Origin of the sequence: Tsukamurella soli (assembly GCF_039541155.1) — a bacterium.
Lineage (GTDB): Bacteria > Actinomycetota > Actinomycetes > Mycobacteriales > Mycobacteriaceae > Tsukamurella > Tsukamurella soli.
The window spans coordinates 1-18,817 of sequence record NZ_BAABFR010000097.1; the positions used below are offsets into that span (position 1 = coordinate 1).

11 protein-coding genes are annotated in these 18,817 nt (G+C 71.4%); 8 read left to right on the top strand and 3 right to left on the bottom strand.

The features are described from left to right. The 3 genes from ABD908_RS21775 to ABD908_RS21785 form a co-directional block, all read left to right on the top strand. A partial coding sequence (locus ABD908_RS21775; protein WP_344999943.1) for an arabinosyltransferase C-terminal domain-containing protein occupies nucleotides 1-1,980 on the top strand: 1,980 nt, incomplete at its 5' end. 113 nt (nucleotides 1,981-2,093) lie between these two features. Further along, on the top strand, nucleotides 2,094-5,462 hold the full coding sequence (locus ABD908_RS21780; protein ID WP_344999945.1) for an arabinosyltransferase domain-containing protein: 3,369 nt from the start codon (nucleotides 2,094-2,096) through the stop codon (nucleotides 5,460-5,462). Between the two features lie 8 nt (nucleotides 5,463-5,470). Next, the gene (locus tag ABD908_RS21785; RefSeq protein ID WP_344999947.1) at nucleotides 5,471-8,950 is read left to right on the top strand and encodes an arabinosyltransferase domain-containing protein; all 3,480 of its coding nucleotides are present in this window, start codon (nucleotides 5,471-5,473) and stop codon (nucleotides 8,948-8,950) included. Nucleotides 8,951-9,013: 63 nt separating this feature from the next. Here ABD908_RS21785 and ABD908_RS21790 read toward each other — a convergent pair whose 3' ends face one another. Further along, on the bottom strand, nucleotides 9,014-10,531 hold the full coding sequence (locus tag ABD908_RS21790; RefSeq protein WP_344999949.1) for a carboxylesterase/lipase family protein: 1,518 nt from the start codon (nucleotides 10,529-10,531) through the stop codon (nucleotides 9,014-9,016). A gap of 284 nt (nucleotides 10,532-10,815) precedes the next feature. Between ABD908_RS21790 and ABD908_RS21795 the strand changes: the two genes are divergently transcribed. The 3 genes from ABD908_RS21795 to ABD908_RS21805 all read left to right on the top strand — a co-directional run bounded on the left by ABD908_RS21795 (nucleotide 10,816) and on the right by ABD908_RS21805 (nucleotide 14,621). After that, nucleotides 10,816-11,652 (top strand): SAM-dependent methyltransferase, encoded by an 837-nt coding sequence (locus tag ABD908_RS21795; protein WP_344999951.1) that lies wholly within the window; start codon nucleotides 10,816-10,818, stop codon nucleotides 11,650-11,652. Beyond that, on the top strand, nucleotides 11,649-13,430 hold the full coding sequence (locus ABD908_RS21800; RefSeq protein WP_344999953.1) for a putative bifunctional diguanylate cyclase/phosphodiesterase: 1,782 nt from the start codon (nucleotides 11,649-11,651) through the stop codon (nucleotides 13,428-13,430). Before ABD908_RS21795 ends, ABD908_RS21800 begins: the two co-directional genes overlap by 4 nt. Before the next feature lie 153 nt (nucleotides 13,431-13,583). After that, complete coding sequence (locus ABD908_RS21805) at nucleotides 13,584-14,621, top strand: LLM class F420-dependent oxidoreductase (protein WP_344999955.1); 1,038 nt, start codon at nucleotides 13,584-13,586, stop codon at nucleotides 14,619-14,621. Here the strand turns inward: ABD908_RS21805 and ABD908_RS21810 are convergent. Further along, nucleotides 14,587-16,563 (bottom strand): heavy metal translocating P-type ATPase, encoded by a 1,977-nt coding sequence (locus ABD908_RS21810; RefSeq protein ID WP_344999957.1) that lies wholly within the window; start codon nucleotides 16,561-16,563, stop codon nucleotides 14,587-14,589. The two genes, ABD908_RS21805 and ABD908_RS21810, sit on opposite strands and share 35 nt — an antisense overlap. A gap of 138 nt (nucleotides 16,564-16,701) precedes the next feature. Between ABD908_RS21810 and ABD908_RS21815 the strand changes: the two genes are divergently transcribed. Next, entirely contained in the window at nucleotides 16,702-17,067 is a 366-nt protein-coding gene (locus ABD908_RS21815; protein WP_344999959.1) for an ArsR/SmtB family transcription factor, read from the top strand. Nucleotides 17,068-17,250: 183 nt separating this feature from the next. Next, nucleotides 17,251-18,267 (top strand): lysylphosphatidylglycerol synthase transmembrane domain-containing protein, encoded by a 1,017-nt coding sequence (locus ABD908_RS21820; protein ID WP_344999961.1) that lies wholly within the window; start codon nucleotides 17,251-17,253, stop codon nucleotides 18,265-18,267. 45 nt (nucleotides 18,268-18,312) lie between these two features. On the opposite strand, the gene ABD908_RS21825 is transcribed toward ABD908_RS21820, so the two are convergent. Continuing rightward, nucleotides 18,313-18,817 (bottom strand): LLM class flavin-dependent oxidoreductase (locus ABD908_RS21825; protein ID WP_344999964.1); only part of this gene is annotated, 505 nt, incomplete at its 5' end.

Sequence of the window (18,817 nt, forward strand, 5' to 3'; positions counted from 1 at the left end):
GGCCGTGTCGACGGGGCCGGCCGTGTCGCAGGTGCCGACGGGGCCGGCGGCGACGCGAAGGCCGCGCGGCGCGCGTTCCGGCTGACGGTGACCGCGCACGTCGCACCGGTGCTCGCCGCCGGCGTCCTGCTGGTCCCGTTCGTGTTCTCGAAACTCACGATCGCGGCGTTCATCGCCAAGGCGCGCATGCAGACCAAGGTGGGCACGGTGGTGCCCACCAAGCACTGGTTCAACGAGATCGACAGGTACTCGGCACTGTTCGGGTTCACCGCCGACGGCGGCGTCGCCCGCCGGTTCGCGGTCCTGGCCACGCTGCTGTGCGTGGTGATCGCCGGCGCAGTGATCATGCGCCGCTCCCGCATCCCGGGCACCAGCGCGGGACCCTCGCGCCGCCTGGTCGCGGTGACGTTCGGCGGGCTGCTGCTGCTGATGTTCACGCCCACCAAGTGGACACACCAGTTCGGCGCGTTCGCCGGGCTCGGCGGCGCACTCGCGGCGGTGACGGCCGCGGCCCTCGCACCAGTAGCGATGCGCAGCCCGCGCAACCGCGCGATCGCCGGCGCCGGGCTGCTGTTCGTACTCGGGCTGTCGTTCGCCGGCCCCAACGGCTGGTGGTACGTGGCGAACTACGGCGTCCCGTGGGGGACGTCGACGGTGCTCGGCCTGGGCAACGTGTTCTTCGTCTGCGCCGGGCTGTCGGTGCTCTACGCGGGCTGGCTGCACTTCCGCGAGGACGGCGAACCCGGTCCGGAACTGGACATGTCACCCGAACCGCGCCGCCTGTCCCCGCGCCGGGCGGCCCGGTTCGTGGTGCGCGGCGCCGGGCGCCAGTCGCCGCTCAGCTGGGCGTCGGGCCTGGTCGTGGTCGTGAGCGTGGCCACGCTGGTGGCCACCGCCACCATCACGATGCACTCGTCGTACTCGGTCGGCAAGGCCAACGTCCGCACCCTCGCGGGCCACACCTGCAACTTCGCCGACTTCGTCGAGACCGAACCAGACCCCAGCGCGGGACTGCTCACGCCCCTCACGGGCGCCCCGAAGGACGGACTGGACGGGCCCGGCACCGTCGGCGTCACCCCCGACGGCGTCCCCACCATCATCAGCGCCACGTCCACTCTGTCCGGCGACGACTCGTTCACCAGCCTCGACGCGATGGCGAGCCTGCCGCAGGAGACCACCTCCGGCCGCACGGTGACGGCCGGCGTCAACGGCTCGCACATCAAGCTGCCGTACGGGCTGGACCCGGCCCGCACCCCCGTCCTCGGCTCCTACTCGCCCGACGTACAGACCGCCGCCCGCATCCAGACCCAGTGGTACCGGCTCCCGCCGGCGGAGCCCGACCGGAACCTCGTCACGCTGTCCGCGGCGGGCAAGTTCACGGGCGACGAGCTGTACATCGAGTACTCCACGGACGACGGCCGCACCGTGGCGGGCAAGAAGTCGTTCATCGACATCGGCCCCGAGCCGGCATGGCGGAACCTGCGGCTGCCTCGCTCGGACCTGCCGGCGAACGCGACCGCGATCCGCATCATCGCCATCGACGACGACCTCGCGATCGACCACTGGCTCGCGATCACGCCGCCGCGCATGTCGAAGCTGCTCACCCTGCAGCGGTTGGTCGGCCGCACCGACCCGGTGCTGCTGGACTGGACCTCCGGGCTCGCCTATCCCTGCCAGCGCCCGCTCGAGCACCACGCGGGTGTCGCCGAGGTGCCGAAGTGGCGGATCCTGCCCGATCAGAACCTGTCTCCGGTGACGGCCGACTGGGAGGGCCTGACAGGCGGCGGACCGCTCGGCTGGGCCGAGTTGCTGCTGCAGGCCACCAAGGTGCCCGCGTACCTGCGCGGCGATCTGGGCCAGGATTTCGGTGAGCTGGAGCGGTTCACGCCGTACGACCCGACCACTGTTCCGGCCGACATCACGCTCGGGACCGAGCAGGTCTGGGGTGTGCATTCGGGCTCGCCGATCCGCGAGGACTAGCCACCGCGAGGCGTACGCGCGACGTGTCGCGCGCCTGAGAATGCGCTGATGATGGGCTGGAGGAACGAGGCGGACCGCGGACGGCCCAGGCCGCTCGCCTAGCATGGGCAGCCGTGTCAGTGACGTCAACGCCCGCGAGCGGCCCGCCGAGAACCGACGCCTCCCGCAGTTCGCGGCGGTCGCTCATCAGGGTCGTCGCCGTGGTGACCGGTCTCATCGGTATCGTGCTCTGCCTGCTCACCCCGCTGCTGCCCGTGCGCCAGCACACTGCGGCGCTCGAGTGGCCGCAGATGACGGCCGAGTCCACCACCGCCAACGTCACCGCGTCGCTGGTGTCGCAGTCCCCGCAGGAGCTGCACGCCACCATCCCGTGCCGGGCGATCGCCGATCTCGCCGGGGGCGGCACCGTGCTCGGCACCGTGTCCCGCAATGCGAGCGCCAAGAACCTGGGCTTGACGGTGACCGTGGCGGACAAGGTGGTCACGGTCACGTTCCGGTCGACGGTGGTCGCCGCTGCACCGGTCGCCGACCTGAGCCGGTGCACGCGGCTGCGGCTGTGGTCGACGATGAAGAACGTCGGCGCCAGCTTCGACGGCATCGGCATCGACGGGACCTCGAAGACCGAGGACCGTCCCGTCGTCGCCGGGCTGTACACCGACCTCACGCCCGCGCAGGTCCGCGCCGCCGGCCCTGGACTCGCGGCGCACGTCACCATCGACACCCGCTTCGACGTGTCGCCGTCGCCGCTGAAGCTGGCGGCCATCGTCGTCGGCCTGCTGTGCGTGCTCGCCTCGGTCGTCTGCCTGCTACTGCTGGACCGCCGCCACGGCTACCAGCGCCGCATCGGCCCGCGCCGCTGGGCCGCGCTGCTGCGGCCGCGGCCCGTGGACATCGCGACCATCGGCGGCATCGTGGTCTGGGACTTCCTGGGCGGCGGCACGTCCGACGACGGCTACATCCTCACCATGGGCAAGGTCGCCCGGCAGGCCGGCTACACCCCCGACTACTACCGCTTCTTCGGCGCACCCGAGGCCCCGTTCGACTGGTACTACACGTTCCTCGGACACTGGGCGTCGATCTCGTCCGTCGGCGTGTTCATGCGCATCCCGTCGATGGTCGCGGGCATCGCCACGTGGCTGCTGCTGTCCCGGGTGATCCTGCCGCGGCTCGGACCGGCGCTGCACCGCTTCCCGCTCGCCATGTGGGCGGCCGCCGCCATGCTGCTGGCCTTCTGGTTCCCGCTCAACTCGGGTCTGCGCTCCGAGCCGATGATCGCGCTCGGCACCGTCATCACCTGGGCTGCGGTCGAGCGCACCATCGCCACCCGCCGCGCCTTCCCCGCCGCCGTCGCGGCGCTCACCGCGGGCATGACGTTCGCGCTCGCGCCGCACGGCATCATCGCGACGGCGTTGCTGATCGCGTCCGCGGCGCCGATCCTCAAGGTCCTCGTCACCCGCCGGCGGGAGGCCGGCGTGGCGGCGCTGCTGCTGCCGGTGCTCGCGGCGGCCGTGGTGTTCGTGCCCGTGGCGTTCCGCGACCAGTCGCTGGCATCGGTGGCCGAGGCCATCCGGATCCGCATCGAGGTGGGCCCGGCATCGCCGTGGACACAGGAGTACCTGCGCTACTACTTCCTCACCGTGACCACCACCGACGGCTCGCTGGTCCGCCGCGTCCCCGTGTACCTGCTGGTCGTGTGCCTGTTCGTCACCACCTTCGTGATGCTGCGCGTGAAGCGCATCCCGCGGGTCGACCCGGGCCCGGTCTGGCGGATGGTCGGCGCCGTGTTCATCGGCGCCGCGCTGATGACGCTGACTCCCACCAAGTGGACCATCCAGTTCGGCGGGTACGCGGCGTTCGCGGCCGCGCTCGCGGCGGTGACGACGGTGGCGGTGGTCGAGGCGGCGCGCCACTCGATCCGCAACTTCACGTTCTTCCTGTGCGGCATCCTGTTCGCGCTCGCCGCCGCCTTCGCCGGCTACAACAACTGGATCTGGCCCTACGCCTGGGGCGTGCCGTGGTTCGACCGGCGCCCGCAGCTGCACGCGATCACCTTCTCCAACGTGCTGCTGGTGTTGGCGGGCGTCGCGGGCATCATCGCGGCGTGGCAGCACTTCCGGATCGACTTCCAGCAGCGCGGGCACGGCGGACTGGCCGACGAGGCCGTGGTCGACGCCGACGACACCGAACTGAGCCACCGCAGCGCCGACGACCGGCGCCTGGCCCGCCGAGGACGACGCCGCCTGCAGCTGGCATCGCTGCCGCTCACCGTTGTGCTGGGTCTCCTGGTGGTGGGCGAGGCCTTGATCTTCGTCAAGGCCGGGGTGTCGAGCCGCGCCTCCTTCTCCGTGATGGACTCCAACCTCGCGGCGGTCACGGGCGACCGGTGCGGCATGGCGTCCAAGGTGCTGGTGGAGACCGATCCCAGCGCGAACCTGCTGCGCCCCGCCGACGGTCGCCCGGAGTCGCAGTCGCTCACCGGCCCGGGCACCCACGGCTTCACGCCCGACGGTGTCGCGTCGGACCTGAGCCCGCAGCCGACGGGCGCCGCGCCCGGCCAGATCAACGTGGCGTCGCCGGTGATGATCCCGTTCGCCTCCTCGGCCACCACGGCCGGCACCGGCGGCGGCACCGGCCCGCGCACGATCAACGGCAGCACCGCCGCGCTCCCCTACGGCCTCGACCCGGCGCGGACGCCCGTCGTGGGCAGCTACGGGCAGAACACCGCGCCCGCCGAGTTGCTGTCCGAGTGGTACGCGCTGCCGGCGCGGACCAAGGACACCCCGCTGATCGCGTTCTCGGCGGCCGGCTCGATCGCGTCGGTGGACGCCACCGGCGCCTCCACCTACGGCCAGCCCGTGTACCTCGAGTGGGCGCACCGCGCCGCCGACGGCACGATCAGCGACCAGGGCCGCATCGCCCCCATCGACCCCGGGCCCAACATGCCCTGGCGCAACCTGCGGGTGCCGATGACGGCGATCCCACGTGACGCCAACGTGGTGCGGCTGCACGTGATCGACTCGAACCTCGGCGCACAGCAATGGGTCGCGGTGACCCCGCCGCGGGTGCCACGGCTGCGGACACTGCAGCAGGTCGTGGGCAGCCGCGCCCCCGTGCTGCTCGATCTGCTCGTCGGCCAGCAGTTCCCCTGCCAGCGGCCGATGGGCATCCACAACGGCGTCTACGAGGTACCGAGATGGCGCATCCTGCCCACCCGCAAGGACGCCATCGCATCCTCCCGCACGTGGCAGGCGACGGAGGCGGGAGGCCCGCTGACGGTGCCGGACACCCTGCTCAAGACCACGACGTTGCCGACGTACATGACCGGTGACCTCCAGCGCGACTGGGGCGACCTGCAGATGTACAGCGAGGTCTCGCCCGCGCCTGCCGCGCGGCTGCGGTTGGGCATCCAGGAACGCAGCGGCTGGTGGCGGCCGGGCCCGATCCGGGCGATCACCAACCAGACCGTCTACACAGGACACTAGGGGCAGCAATGGAAAGCGCACCGTCGAACCCGACCGCGGGCTCCCCCGCCGCCGCCCCCGCGAAACCCACGCAGCCGCCCGCGGACCAGCGGTACACCCGGTGGCGGATCGTCGCCGCGGTATGCGGCCTGCTCGGCTTCGTGCTGGCCTGCCTCACCCCGCTACTGCCGGTACACGAGCGCACCACCACGCTGGACTGGCCGCAACACGGGGTGGTCGGCAACGTCGATGCCCCGCTGGTCGCCTACACGCCGCTCGAGCTGCACATCTCCGTGCCGTGTGCGACGGTGCGCGACCTGCCGCGCGATGGCGGGACGCTGCTGTCGACGCTGCCCGCCCAGGGCTCGCGTCCCAGCCTGCAGGGACTGTTCATCCGGGCGACGAACGACACCGTCACCCTGAGCGACCGTGACGTACCGCTGATCACCGCCGCCCGCGCCGACGTGCTCTCAACCCCGGGCTGTGCGATCACGTTCGACTCGACACCCAAGACCACCGCTGCGGCGTTCACCGGGCTGTCGACGCCCAACTCGTCCCGCTCCGTCAACGATCCCAACCTGCGACCGCAGGTGACCGGCGTGTACACCGATCTGCCCGCGACCACCGCGACCTCGGGCCTGACGTTCCACGCCGTCGTCGACACCCGGTACAGCACCAGCCCCACCGTGATCAAGCGCCTCGCGATCATCGTCGGCATCATCGCGACGATCGTGTCGATGGTGGCGCTCGGCTTCCTCGACCTGCGCGACGGGCGCGGGCACGTGCGCGCCATGCCGACCGGGTGGCTGCGCCCGCGCCCCGTGGACCTGACCGTGATCGGGATCCTCCTGCTGTGGTGGCTGATCGGCCCCAACACGTCCGACGACGGCTACCAGTTCACGATGGGCGCACAGGCCGCACACAGCGGCTTCATGATCAACTACTTCCGTAGCTTCGGCGTGCCCGAGAACCCGTTCGGCTGGAACGACTACATCTTCACCGCGATCATGCACTTCACGTCGGCGGCGCCCGCCCTGCGACTCCCCACCCTGATCATGGGACTGCTGTCCTGGCTGGTGATCTCGCGCGAGATGATCCCGCGGCTGGGCCCCGCGGTGGCGCGGTCGCAGGCCGGCATATGGGCGGGCGCAGCCGGCTTCCTGCTGATCTGGCTGCCACTGAACAACGGCCTGCGCCCCGAGCCGACGGTCGTGCTGTTCGGCCTCATCACCTGGGTCTCGATCGAGCGCGCCATCGCCACCGGCCGGCTGCTCCCGGTCGCCATCGCGCTGCCGTGTGCCGCGCTCACGTTGGGCGCCGCGCCGGGCGGCCTGATCGCCGTCGCCGCGATCTTCGCAGCCTCGCGACAGATCATCACGCGGATCGTCAAGCGCCGGAGACGCGACGGCCTCCTCCCGATGATCGCGCCGCTGCTCGCCGCGGGAGCGTCGTACCTGTTCTACGCCTTCTACACGATCACGCTGGGCGCCACGCGCGAGGCGCTCAGGGTGAAGACGGTGACCGGGCCGACCCTCGCGTGGTACGAGGAGGGCGTCCGCTACTACTACCTGATGATCGACACCGTGGACGGGTCGGTGAACCGCCGCATCGGCGTGCTGCTCGCGTTCCTGTGCCTGCTGACGGTGCTCACGATGATGCTGCGCCGGCGTCGCCCGGCGGGGATCTCCGCGGGGCCGGTCTGGCGCCTGATGGCGGTGTTCTTCGCGACGGTGATCCTGCTCGCGTTCACCCCCACCAAGTGGACCCACCACCTCGGCCTGTACGCCGGCTATGCGGCGGGCATCGCGGCCCTCGCCGGCACGATGACGACCACACCGCTGATGCGGTCGCGGCGCAACCGCGTGTTCTTCGCGGCGGCGGTGCTGTACATCATGGCGGTGTCGTTCGCCGGCATCAACGGCTACTACTGGGCCGGAATCTACGGGGTCTCGTGGGGTGACCAACCGCCGCAGCTGTTCGGGATCAAGTTCTACTGGGTGCTGTTCGCGCTGGCGATCATCGTGACCCTGTACGGCCTGTGGTTGCACTTCCGCCGCGACTACGTGCCCGAGTCCGACCATCGTGGACGCGCGATCCCGACCCTCGCGATCCTGGCGCTGCTCGTCGTCGTCTTCGACGTGACGACGGTGGCCAAGGGCGCGTACAGCCAGCGCGGCAGCTTCTCCTGGACCGCGTCCAATGTGGCTGCGCTGGAGGGGAACTCGTGCTCGATGGCGAACGACGTGCTGATGGAGACCGATCCCAACGCCGGCCAGCTGAAGCCGCTGCCGCTCCCCGGCGGCAGGGTGCCCACCGCGTCGGCCACCCTGGCCGGGCAGAACACGGGCTTCACCCCGAACGGCATTCCGGCATCGGTGAATCCGGTGCTGTCGAACCCGGGGCACAACACGGACAGCGCCAATACCGACCTCGCCGACAACGTCGGTAGCGGCAGCACGGCGGCGAGCACGCAGAACAGCGCGACATCGCAGGGCGGTGCGTCCAGCGGTGCGGCCGGCACCGATCCCAACGGCGTCTCCGGCACGTCGAGCAGCGACTCGGGCAGTAGCGCGGCAGGAAGCAGCGGCGCGGATGTGAGCGGTGCGGGTTCCGACACCGGCTCCGCCACGGCCCCCGGCCATGGTGGGGTCGCCCAGAACGCGGCGGCCAACGCCGCCTTCGGTGCGCCGATCACCGTCAACGGCTCCAACGTGCCGCTGCCGTTCGGCCTCGACGCGACGACCACCCCCGTTCTGGGCAGCAACGGCGCGGTGGGCCCCGCCAACCTCACGACCGGCTGGTACGCGGTGCCCCCGATCACCGACCGGACGCCGCTGATCACGCTGTCGGTGGCGGGCTCCGTCGCCGCGACGGGCGTCGACAAGTCGGTGAAATCGGGCCGCACGCTCACCCTGCAGGCCGGCCACGCCGACGCCGACGGCACGGTCCGACCGCTCGGCTCACTGACGCCGATCGACGCCTGGAACGCACCGTGGTGGCGCAACCTGCGCTTCCCCACCGCGAGCCTGCCCAAGGGCACCAACACCGTTCGGGTCGTGATCGACGACAAGGCACCGTCACCCAACTTCGTCGCGCTGACTCCGCCCCGCATGTCCAGCATGCAGACGGTGCAGGAGGCGATCGGCAGCAACACCGTCGTGTCGATCGACTTCATGGTCGCGTTCGCGTTCCCGTGCCAGCATCAGATGCAGGCCGTCGGTGGCGTCTACGAGATCCCGAAGTATCGCTTCTCGCCCGACTTCAGCGCCACCGTGCAGACGTCGAATACGTGGGAGGGCTGGAAGACGGGTGGACCGCTGGGTGTGACCGACGCGATGTTCGCCGAGCAGGTCGTGCCGAGCTACCTGAAGAACGACTGGTCACGGGACTGGGGCACGATCACGAAGTACACCCCCTGGGACACTGCCGTACCCGCCGAGCTGCAGCACGGGGTGGTGACCCGCAACGGTTGGTACAACCCGGGACCGATCCGGGCGGCGCCGTACTGATGGATGTCGCCGTGGGGACCGCATACACGCGGTCCCCACGGCTGATCCTGGCTTCGGCCGGGCCTAGCGGAGCCCCTCCCACAGAACTCGCTGCTCCGGGCGGGGGTCGACGACCGTCTCGGACTCGATGTCGAAGATGCGGACCTCACGGTGGTCCGGTGTGTACGGCTCCCAGCCGGGGGCGCCGTCGGTGATGAACCGGACCCAGGCGGCGTGCATCTCGTCGGCGAGCGCCTGCGGCGGGTTCGGGCCCGTGAGGTTCTCGCCGTCCCTCGCCGCGAGGGTGTCGAAGACGAAGCCGATCTCGAGCGCGTGGCACGAACCGAGGGTCCCGCCGCGCGCGGTGGACGACCAGCCGAACTGGTAGACGTACGTCGGCGCCGCGGCGCCGCCGTCGGCCTGCGCCCGATCGGCGCGGGCCTCCGCGACCCGCACGGCCGGGATGCCGAAGAACCAGTCCGCGGCGACCGCCGCCATGACCTTGCCGGGCGAGTCGTTGCGGCCGCCCTTGTACGCCTCAACGACCGCGGCCGGGTCCGCGAAGCCGTAGCGGGCGACGGCGCCGGCCACCGCGCCGTACCCCGCCTGATCGACGCCGGCCACGATCCCGGTCGGCGCGAGGAAGAACAGCATCTCGTCGGCGTTGGTGCCCACCAGGACCGAGACGGCTGCGCCCCGGCCACCGCGCAGCCCACCATACGGCAGGACCGGCATCACGTCGTCGCCCACGACCGGCTCGAAAGGCATGGTGTTGGCGGCGATCTCGCCCCACTTGGCGGGATCGGGGTCGGTCTGGACGACGATCCCGACCTTCTCCTGCGCCGCCAACAGATCGGCCCGTGGAACTCTCGCGAACGCCTCGCGATCGGCCTCGATGCCCAACGTGTCGGCGAGGAACGCGCTCACGGCGCGGGCCCCGGCAGGCGAGGTGGCATGGTGGCCCGCGCCGCTCTGCGCGATCGCACCGCGGAACAGCCCCTCGGTCAGGGGCGACGCCAGCAGGCTGGTGACGCTCATGCCGCCCGCGGACTCGCCGCCGATGGTGACCCGCGCCGGGTCGCCGCCGAACGCGGCGATATTGTCCTGCACCCAACGCAGCGCGGCGATCTGGTCACGCAGGCCGATGTTGGTGTGCCCGTCGCCCGTGTCCAGGGAGCCGTACAGTCCCAGCCGGTAGTTGATGGTCACGCACACGACACCGTCACGTGCGAAGGCGGTGCCGTCGTACTGCGGCACGATGCCCGAACCGTTGCGGAACGCGCCCCCGTGGATCCACACGAATACCGGCGCGAAGCCGTCGGTCCCGGGCGACCAGATGTTCAGATTGAGGCATTCGTCGCCGTCCACCACCGGCTCGGTCAGCATCTCGCGCGACGGCATGGGATAGGCGTTCTTCGGCACCGTCGGGCCGTATTCGGTGGCCGGCCGGACGCCCTCCCACGGCGGCACGGGTGCAGGCGGGAGCAGCCACCCACTGTCCGCCGGCGACGCGGCGTAGGGCACACCCAGGAAGCGGCTCACCCCACCCTCGCTCGTACCCTGCAGTTCTCCCGACCCGGTCCGCACGACGACGCTGTCCACGCGGGCGAGTCAACGCGTCCGATCCGGGGGTGTCAATAGCGCCCCCGGCCGTCCGGCGCGCTGGTACCACTCCCGCGATCGCAGGCGCGACAAGGGGCCCTTCATACCAAGGGATTCGATATATCTTCGGGTGCCCGTGCGTCGTTCGCGTGCCGAATCACGCCGTGGGAGGATAATCCATGTATCTTGTGACCGCAGAATGTCGGCCACCGGTCCGCGGCGGCGGCAGCGAGGTAGTTTCACCGGCGGCGAGACGCGGCCTCGGATAGAGGGGACTGGAGCCGATGAGTGGGAACGACTCCGAGCGTTCCGGTCCGCTCCCCCTGGGAATCGACCTCGAGGTGCCGAGCGCAGCCCGCATCCGCGACTACTTCCTCGGCGGATCGCACAACTTCGGGGTCGACCGCGCCGCCGCGCGCCGAGTGATCGCCTCGTGGCCCGACATCGTCGTCACCATGCAGCAGAGCCGCGCATTCCAGCGCCGAGTCGTTCGGCACCTCGTCGACTCCGGGGTGCGGCAGTTCCTCGAGCTGAGATCCGGGATCCCGACCGCGGGCAGCGTGCACGAACAGGTGCAGGCCCTCGCCCCCGACTCCGCAGTGGTGTACGTGGACCCCGACCCCATCACAGTCGCGCAGTCGGCCGAGTTCCTGCGGGGCGACCCCCGCACCGCTGCGGCCCTCGCCGACGCCTGCGACATCGAGGCGATCTTCGGATCGGCGCCGGTGCGCGAACTGATCGACCCGTCGCGGCCGGTCGGGGTCCTGATGCTGGGCGTGCTGCACTTCGTGAGCGACGACGACCGCGCGCTCGCCGCCGTCTCCGACGTACGCGCGCGGGTCGCCGAGGGGAGCGCGATCGCGATCTGGCACGGGGCGACGATCGACGGGCGACCCGAACTCGCGGATTCGGGTCCGACGTTCGAACAGACCTATGGACAGGCGGGAAGCCCGTACACCCTGCGGTCCCGCGAACAGGTGCAGGAGATGTTCCGCGGCTGGGAACTGCTCGCGCCCGGAGTGGTCGAGCTCCCGCTGTGGCGGCCCGACGATCCGGTCGCTGCGGCCGAACTCGTCCGGCGCGCCAGTGGATTCGTCGGGGTAGCCAGGAAGGGGCGATGATGAGGACGTCGTATACGCCCCGCCCCGCGGCGGGCTTCGCGGCCATCGCCCGCGATTGGGCGGCCGCGCTCGACAGCAGCGGCTCACTGCCTGTGTCCGTGTCGGCAGCAGCGACCGCCCTGGCCCTCGAGCTGCACGGCATGGATCGGCTGGTAGCCGCCGAGTCGTGGTCGGGTTTCGAGGCGGAGCGGCTCGGACGGCGGCTCGCGGAGTCGCCCTTCGACCGGATGCCGTCGATGCTCACCGAGACCGTCGAAGCGTTCGCTGCGGCCGAGCCGGTGGGCCCGGACTCCGCCGCGCCGAGCTCGCGATGGTGGGCGGTGTGCGCGCACGTCCTCACGGGATACGCCGACGCGATCCGGGAGCGTGCGTTGGACGACCAGGAGGCGCTGCTGGCCGCCAACATCGCCGTGCGCGAGCGGGAGATCGAGGCCCTGCAGACCACGCTCGAGGACCGCGCGACCCATGATCCACTCACCGGCCTCATCAACCGGACCGCCTTCGACGAACGCCTGGCCGCCCGTGATCCGGACGACGACCAGACGCTCAGCGTGTTGGTCGTGGACCTCGACGAGTTCAAGTGGATCAACGGATCCTACGGGCACGTGGTCGCCGACCAGGTCCTTCGCGCCACCGCGGCCCGCCTCACGCAGACCGTGCCCGCCGACGCGCAGGTCGCCCGCTACGGCGGCGACGAGTTCGCGATCGCGACCGCGCTGGGGCGCGAGGCCTCGGACCTACTCGCACAGGCGGTCGTCGACGCCCTCGCCGCGCCGTTCGAGATGTCCGTGGGCTCGGTGACCATCGACGCCAGCGTGGGGATCGCGACCACCGGCGGCGAGATCTCCCTCGACGCCACCGATCTCATTCATCACGCCAACCGCGGACTGGCCGCGGCGAAGGCCGCGGGCGGCCGCCGCTTCGTCCGCGACGACATGCTCAGCGAGGGCGAACACGTGCGCTATCGCGGAGACCTGCGGCACCGGCTGGAGGTGTCGACGGCGCTGCGCCATGCGGCCGGCGACGGAAGCCTCGAGCTGCACTACCAGCCGATCGTGGAGACCGCCACCGGCCGTGTCGTCGCCTTCGAGGCGCTGCTGCGCTGGCGATATCACGGCATCCTGCGCAGGCCGGCGTTCTTCATGGACATCGCGGAGAACTCGGCGATGATCATCGACATCGGGAACTGGGTGATCGACACCGCCGTCGCCGAGGTAGCCCAGTTGCGCTCCGAGATACCGGGCGGCGACGTCGCGGTGTCGATCAACGTGTCGGCACGGCAGCTGCGCGACCGGGACCTGGGCGCCCGGTTCGCCGCCGCGCTCGAGAAGCACGATCTGCCCGCGTCGAGCCTGTGGATCGAGCTCACCGAGACCGCGTTGATCGCCGACGAGGAGAACGCGGCCGAGGTGCTGTCCACGCTGGCAGACCTCGGTCTGCGGCTCAGCCTGGACGACTTCGGTGTGGGGTACTCGGCGCTGTCCAACCTCAGCAACTTCCCCATCACCATCGTCAAGATCGACAAGTCGTTCGTGATGGCGCTGCGCGGCAGCGATCAGGACGTCGAGCGCCGGCGGCGGGTGATGATCGGATCGATCCAGGCGATGGCCACCGCGCTGGGGATCGACACCGTCGCCGAGGGCGTCGAGGACCTCGACCTGCACCACCGCATCCAGGCGATCGGCTGCACGTATTCGCAGGGCTGGTTCCACGGGATCCCCCAGCCCCGCGAGCGTGCGTTCGAATGGTTCCGCCGAGGTACACCCGGCGCCACCTGAGTCCGCGCCTCCTGGGCCTGCGATTCCTGGGCCCGCGGCTGCGCTTCCGCGACGCCTCGGGTCCGCCCCCACAGGCACTGCCCCGATGTTCCCCCGGGCGAGCGGCGTGAGACGCTGTGAACACAGTGGCATGACGAGAGGTGGCGGTTGGCCGTGCGGATCGGATTGGGCATCAACTATGGCGGCGGGTTCAAGGAGGTCGCGGCGGAGGTCGCCGACCTCGAGCGCGCAGGCCTGGACATCGTCTTCGTGCCGGAGGCCTACTCGTTCGACGCCGTGAGCGCACTGGGCTACCTCGCGGCCCGCACCGAACGGGTACAGCTCGCATCCGGGATCCTGCAGCTGTACACCCGCACGCCCACGCTGACGGCGATGACGGCCGCCGGCCTCGACTACATCTCCGACGGCCGGTTCGTCCTGGGGCTCGGCGCGTCCGGCCCCCAGGTGATCGAGGGCTTCCACGGCGTTCGGTACGACGCACCCATCGGCCGCACCCGCGAGGTGATCGAGATCTGCCGCAAGGTATGGCGGCGCGAGCGGCTCGAGTACGCGGGCAAGTACTACACCATACCGCTGCCGGCGGAGCAGGGGACGGGCCTCGGCAAGGCGCTGAAGTTGATCAACCATCCTGTGCGCGAACGTATCCCGGTACTTCTGGCCGCGTTGGGACCGAAGAACGTGGCGCTGGCCGCGGAGATCGCGGAGGGCTGGCAGCCGATCTTCTTCCTGCCCGAGAAGGCGCGCGACGTGTGGGGGGCGGCGCTCGACTCCGGCACCGCCCAACGCGATCCCGCGCTCGGCACGCTCGACGTGTACGCGGGTCCCGCCCTGGCGATCGGCGAGAACACCGAGCACCTACGGGACTTCGTGAAGCCGCAGCTCGCGCTGTACATCGGGGGCATGGGCGCCAAGGGCAAGAACTTCTACCACACGCTGGCCACGCAGTACGGCTTCGGCGCCGAGGCCGACCGGATCCAGGAGCTCTACCTGGCCGGCCGCAAGGACGAGGCCGTGCAGGCCGTCCCCGACGCCCTGGTCCGCGACATCTCCCTGATCGGCCCCACGGGGTTCGTCGCCGAGCGGGTCGCCGCGTTCCGAGAGGCCGGCGCGACGGTGCTCAACGTGGCTCCGATCGCGGAGGACGCCGCGGGCCGGGTCAAGCAGATCGAGCTGCTGCGCGAACTTCTCTGATCCGTCCTGGAAGCGGTCCCCCGACCCGAGCGGTGGCCGGGTCGGGGCCGCGGCGGAGCAGCCGGAGTCCGTTGAGGCAGACGAGGATCGTCGATCCCTCGTGCCCGGCGACGCCCAGCGGTAGCGGCAGGGTGCCGACGAGGTCCCACACGACGAGCGCGCCGATGCCCGTCGCCGCGAGCGCGAGGTTCGCCACCGCCACGCGGCGAGCTCGACGCGCGGATCGGAGCACGGCCGGCACGCCGCGCAGGTCGTCACGCACCACGACGACGTCCGCGGTCTGCAGCGCCAGGTCCGACGCGGCACCGCCTATCGCTATCCCGACGTCGGCGACGGCGAGGGCCGGAGCGTCGTTGATCCCGTCACCGACCATCGCCACCGTCGCCCCCGCGGCGCTCATGCTGCGCAGCGCGGCGACCTTGTCCTCGGGGAGGCACTCGGCTACCACGGCGCCCGCGCCCACGCGACGTGCGAGCGCAGTTGCGGCCGCACGGTTGTCGCCCGTCAGGACCGACGGTGGCGTGCCCGTCACCGCCGCGGTGGCGGCGACCGCGGCGGGCGCCTCGGGGCGCAACCTGTCGGACAGCGCGATCACGCCCACCGTCCGGCCGTCGACCGTGACCAGTACGGCCGTCTCACCTCGCGCGTGCGACTCCGAGACCGCCACTGCTGCAGCCTCACTCATGGCATCCCCGGCCGGACCCGTCGCCGATTCGACGGTCACCCTGCGCCCGCCGACGGTGCCGGCGACCCCCCTGCCGGGCGTCGCGACGAATCCGGAGGCGACGGCGGTGTCGAGTCCCGCCCGGTCGGCGGCCGCGGTGATCGCCGCGCCCAGCGGGTGCTCGCTGCCACCCTCGACCGCCGCGGCCAGGCGGAGCACCTCGCCCTCGTCGAGATCTGTTGCCGCGGAGTAGGTTCGGGACACCTCCGGGCTGCCCAGGGTCAGGGTGCCGGTCTTGTCGAAGGCCACGGCGGTCACCGCGGCCAGCCGTTCCATCGCGACCGCCGACTTGACCAGGACGCCGCCGCGGGAGGCCGTCGCCATCGCGGCGAGCAGCGGCGGCATCGTCGCGAGCACCACCGCACACGGCGAAGCGACGATCATGAACGTCATGGCGCGCAACAGCGCTCGGTCGAGCGGATCGCCGAAGAACAGGGGGATCACGAAGACGGCGAGCGTGACCGCCACCATCCCGATCGAGTAGCGTTGCTCGATCCGCTCGATCATCAGCTGGGTGCGCGCCTTCGTGTCCGACGCCTCGGCGACCATGGCGGCGATCCGCGCCACGACGCTGGCGCCGGGATCCTTGTCGACCCGGACGCGCAGAACACCGGTGCCGTTGCGAGTACCCGCGTACACGGAGTCTCCGGGGGCGGCGTCGACGGGCAGCGGCTCGCCGGTCACCGTCGAGCGGTCCACCTCGCTGGCTCCGCCGACCACCGTGCCGTCGGCGGGGACCCGCTCGCCCGGCCGGACGACGACGGTGTCGCCGACGGCGAGCTCGGCGGCCCGGACGCGCCGCTCGACACCGTCGGGACCGACCCGCACGGCGGTGTCCGGTGCCAGGTCGAGCAGCCCGCGCACCGAGTCGCCGGTGCGCGCGGTGGCGAGCGCCTCGAGCGCCCCCGACGTCGCGAAGATGACGATGAGCAACGCGCCGTCGGTGATCTGCCCGATCGCCGCCGCGCCCAGGGCGGCGACCACCATGAGCAGGTCGACGTCGAGGGTGCGGTGGCGCAGCGCGCGCAGACCGGCGAGTGCCGGCTCCCACCCGCCGGTCGCGTAGCACGCGAGATAGGCCGCCCAGTACGACCAGGCCGGCATGCCTCCCGACCACGCGGCGAGCCCGACCAGGAACAGCGCGAGCGCCGCCGCGGCCCAGCGCATCTCGGGGAGCTCCCAGGGGCGGGTTCGGCGGATGCGGGCGAGGTCGGCCATGGGCCCACCATAACAGAATGATTGAACAGCTCTTCAGTTATTGATCTGGTCAGCTCGCTGGCTCCGTGCGGCGTCGCGCCCCGCGCCGCCCGCGATCGATGGACACCACCGACCTTCGGTAGCACTAGAGTCGAGCGCGTGGGTCACGGAACCGCCGCGGGCGATCAGCGACCGGCGGCCCGCCTGGACGCCGGCGCCGCGGAGCGCGTCGCCACCACCCTGCAGGCGCTGGCGACGCCGAGTCGTCTGTTGATCCTGTCGGAGCTCCGGCACGCCGAACTCTCCGTGACCGAGTTGGCGGACGCCGTACAGATGGAGACGTCCGCGGTATCGCATCAGCTGCGCCTGCTCCGCAACCTGGGCCTCGTGGTGGGCACCCGCTCCGGCCGCTCCATCGTCTACAGCCTGTACGACGACCACGTCGCGCAACTGCTGGACGAGGCCGTGTACCACAGCGAGCACCTGCGTCTGGGACTGTCCGACCGCGCGACCGATGCGGGCTGAGGTGCCGACACGGCGCGTTCGGGACGACGGGATCACCGACCGCAGTCGTGTCGGAGTCAGACCTGCATCGGGGCCAGGGCACGGACCGCACCCCCGTGCAGCGTGTCCGTAATGCGCACAGACACGGTGGCTATTCTGTGCGCGTGACGAGACGGACACCGGCATGCGTGTTCGAGGTCCGCCATGCTCGCTAGGGGATCGCCCCGACGACGGCTGCGCACCGTCGGCCTCGTCGGCCTGTTCGTGCTCTTCGCCGTGGAACTCACCCTGGGCTGGAACTCGCTCGCAGAGGCCTTCGAGCGGCTGCGGACACCGCAACCCGGATGGCTGGTGTGCGCGATGCTCGCCGAGTTGGCCGCAATGACCTCGTACGCGCGCCTGCAGCGCCGCCTGCTGTGGTCGGCCGGGCTGCGCGTGCCGCTGTACAAGCACGTCGCGCTCGCATACGCCGCGCACTCGCTCAGCGCCACCCTGCCGGGCGGCCCCGCCTTCTCCACGCACTTCAACTTCCGGCAGATGCGCCGGTTCGGCGCGTCGGCCGCGGTGGCGTCATGGTGCATCGCTCTGTCCGCGATCCTGTCGTCGGCGGCGCTCGCCGTCATCACCGCCGCCGGAACCCTTGCTGTACACGGCCGTCCACACTGGACGACGCTAGCCGGGTTGGCTGCGGCGGGGCTGGCTCTGACCGTCGGCGTCCGGTGGGTCGGTCGCCACCCGGCGGCCCTCACATCCGTCACCCGCGGCGCCGTGGCGCGAGTCAACCGCGCGCTCCGAAGGCCCGCCACCCGCGGATTGGACCAGGTCGAGGCGTTCCTGGATCAGCTCCACGCAGCACGTCTCACGCCGGGACACGCCGCGATGGCCGGCCTGTACGCCGTGTTCAACTGGCTGTTCGACGCCGCCTGCCTGTGGCTGTGCTTCCACGCAGTCGGCCACGAGTCGATCGGCGGCGCCCAGGTCCTGCTGGCCTACTGCGCCGGGATGGCAGCCGGCACCCTCACCGTGATACCCGGCGGCATCGGCATCATCGACAGCGCGCTGATCCTCGGACTGGTGGCCGGCAGCGCACCCACGGCGACCGCGGTCGCCACCGTGGTGCTGTACCGGATCCTCAGCTTCGGGGTGATCGTCGGCATGGGCTGGATCTCGTGGCTGGCGATCCGGCGCCGGTACCCGCCGGTCGAGACGCCGCCGACGTGAGGCACCCGCGTCGATGGGCCGAGCACCACCGCACGCACCCCGCCGTTACTGCAGGTTCGGTCGGATCTCCCGCGCGAAGACGGCCAACCAGCCGCGCTGGTCGCGTGTCACGTTGTGCACGTGCAGCGAGTCGAAGCCCAGGTCGAGCAGTCGCTGCAGGCGGGCGCGGTGCACGCCCGGGTCTGCGGACACCGTCATCCTGGCGGCCAGTTCACCCGCCGACACGCCACGCACGAGGTGCTCGACGTCGAACGGCGACCGGATGTCGCCGCGCGGGAATCGCAGGCCCGCCATCGGCCACTCGCGCAGGGCGCCGGCGGCCGCCTCGGCGTCGGTGGGCGCCCACGCCAGTTGCACGTGCACCGTCGCCCGCAGGTCCCGGCCGCGCCCGGACTCCGCACGACCGTCGCGGGCGGCGGCCAGCAGGCGCTCGAGTCGCTCCGGCGCGGCGTCCCCGACGACGATGCCGTCCGCCACCCGTCCGGCCCGGCGGGCGGTGACCGGGCCGGACGGGTGCTGCTGATCTCCGGATCCGAGGTCGGCAGTCGAA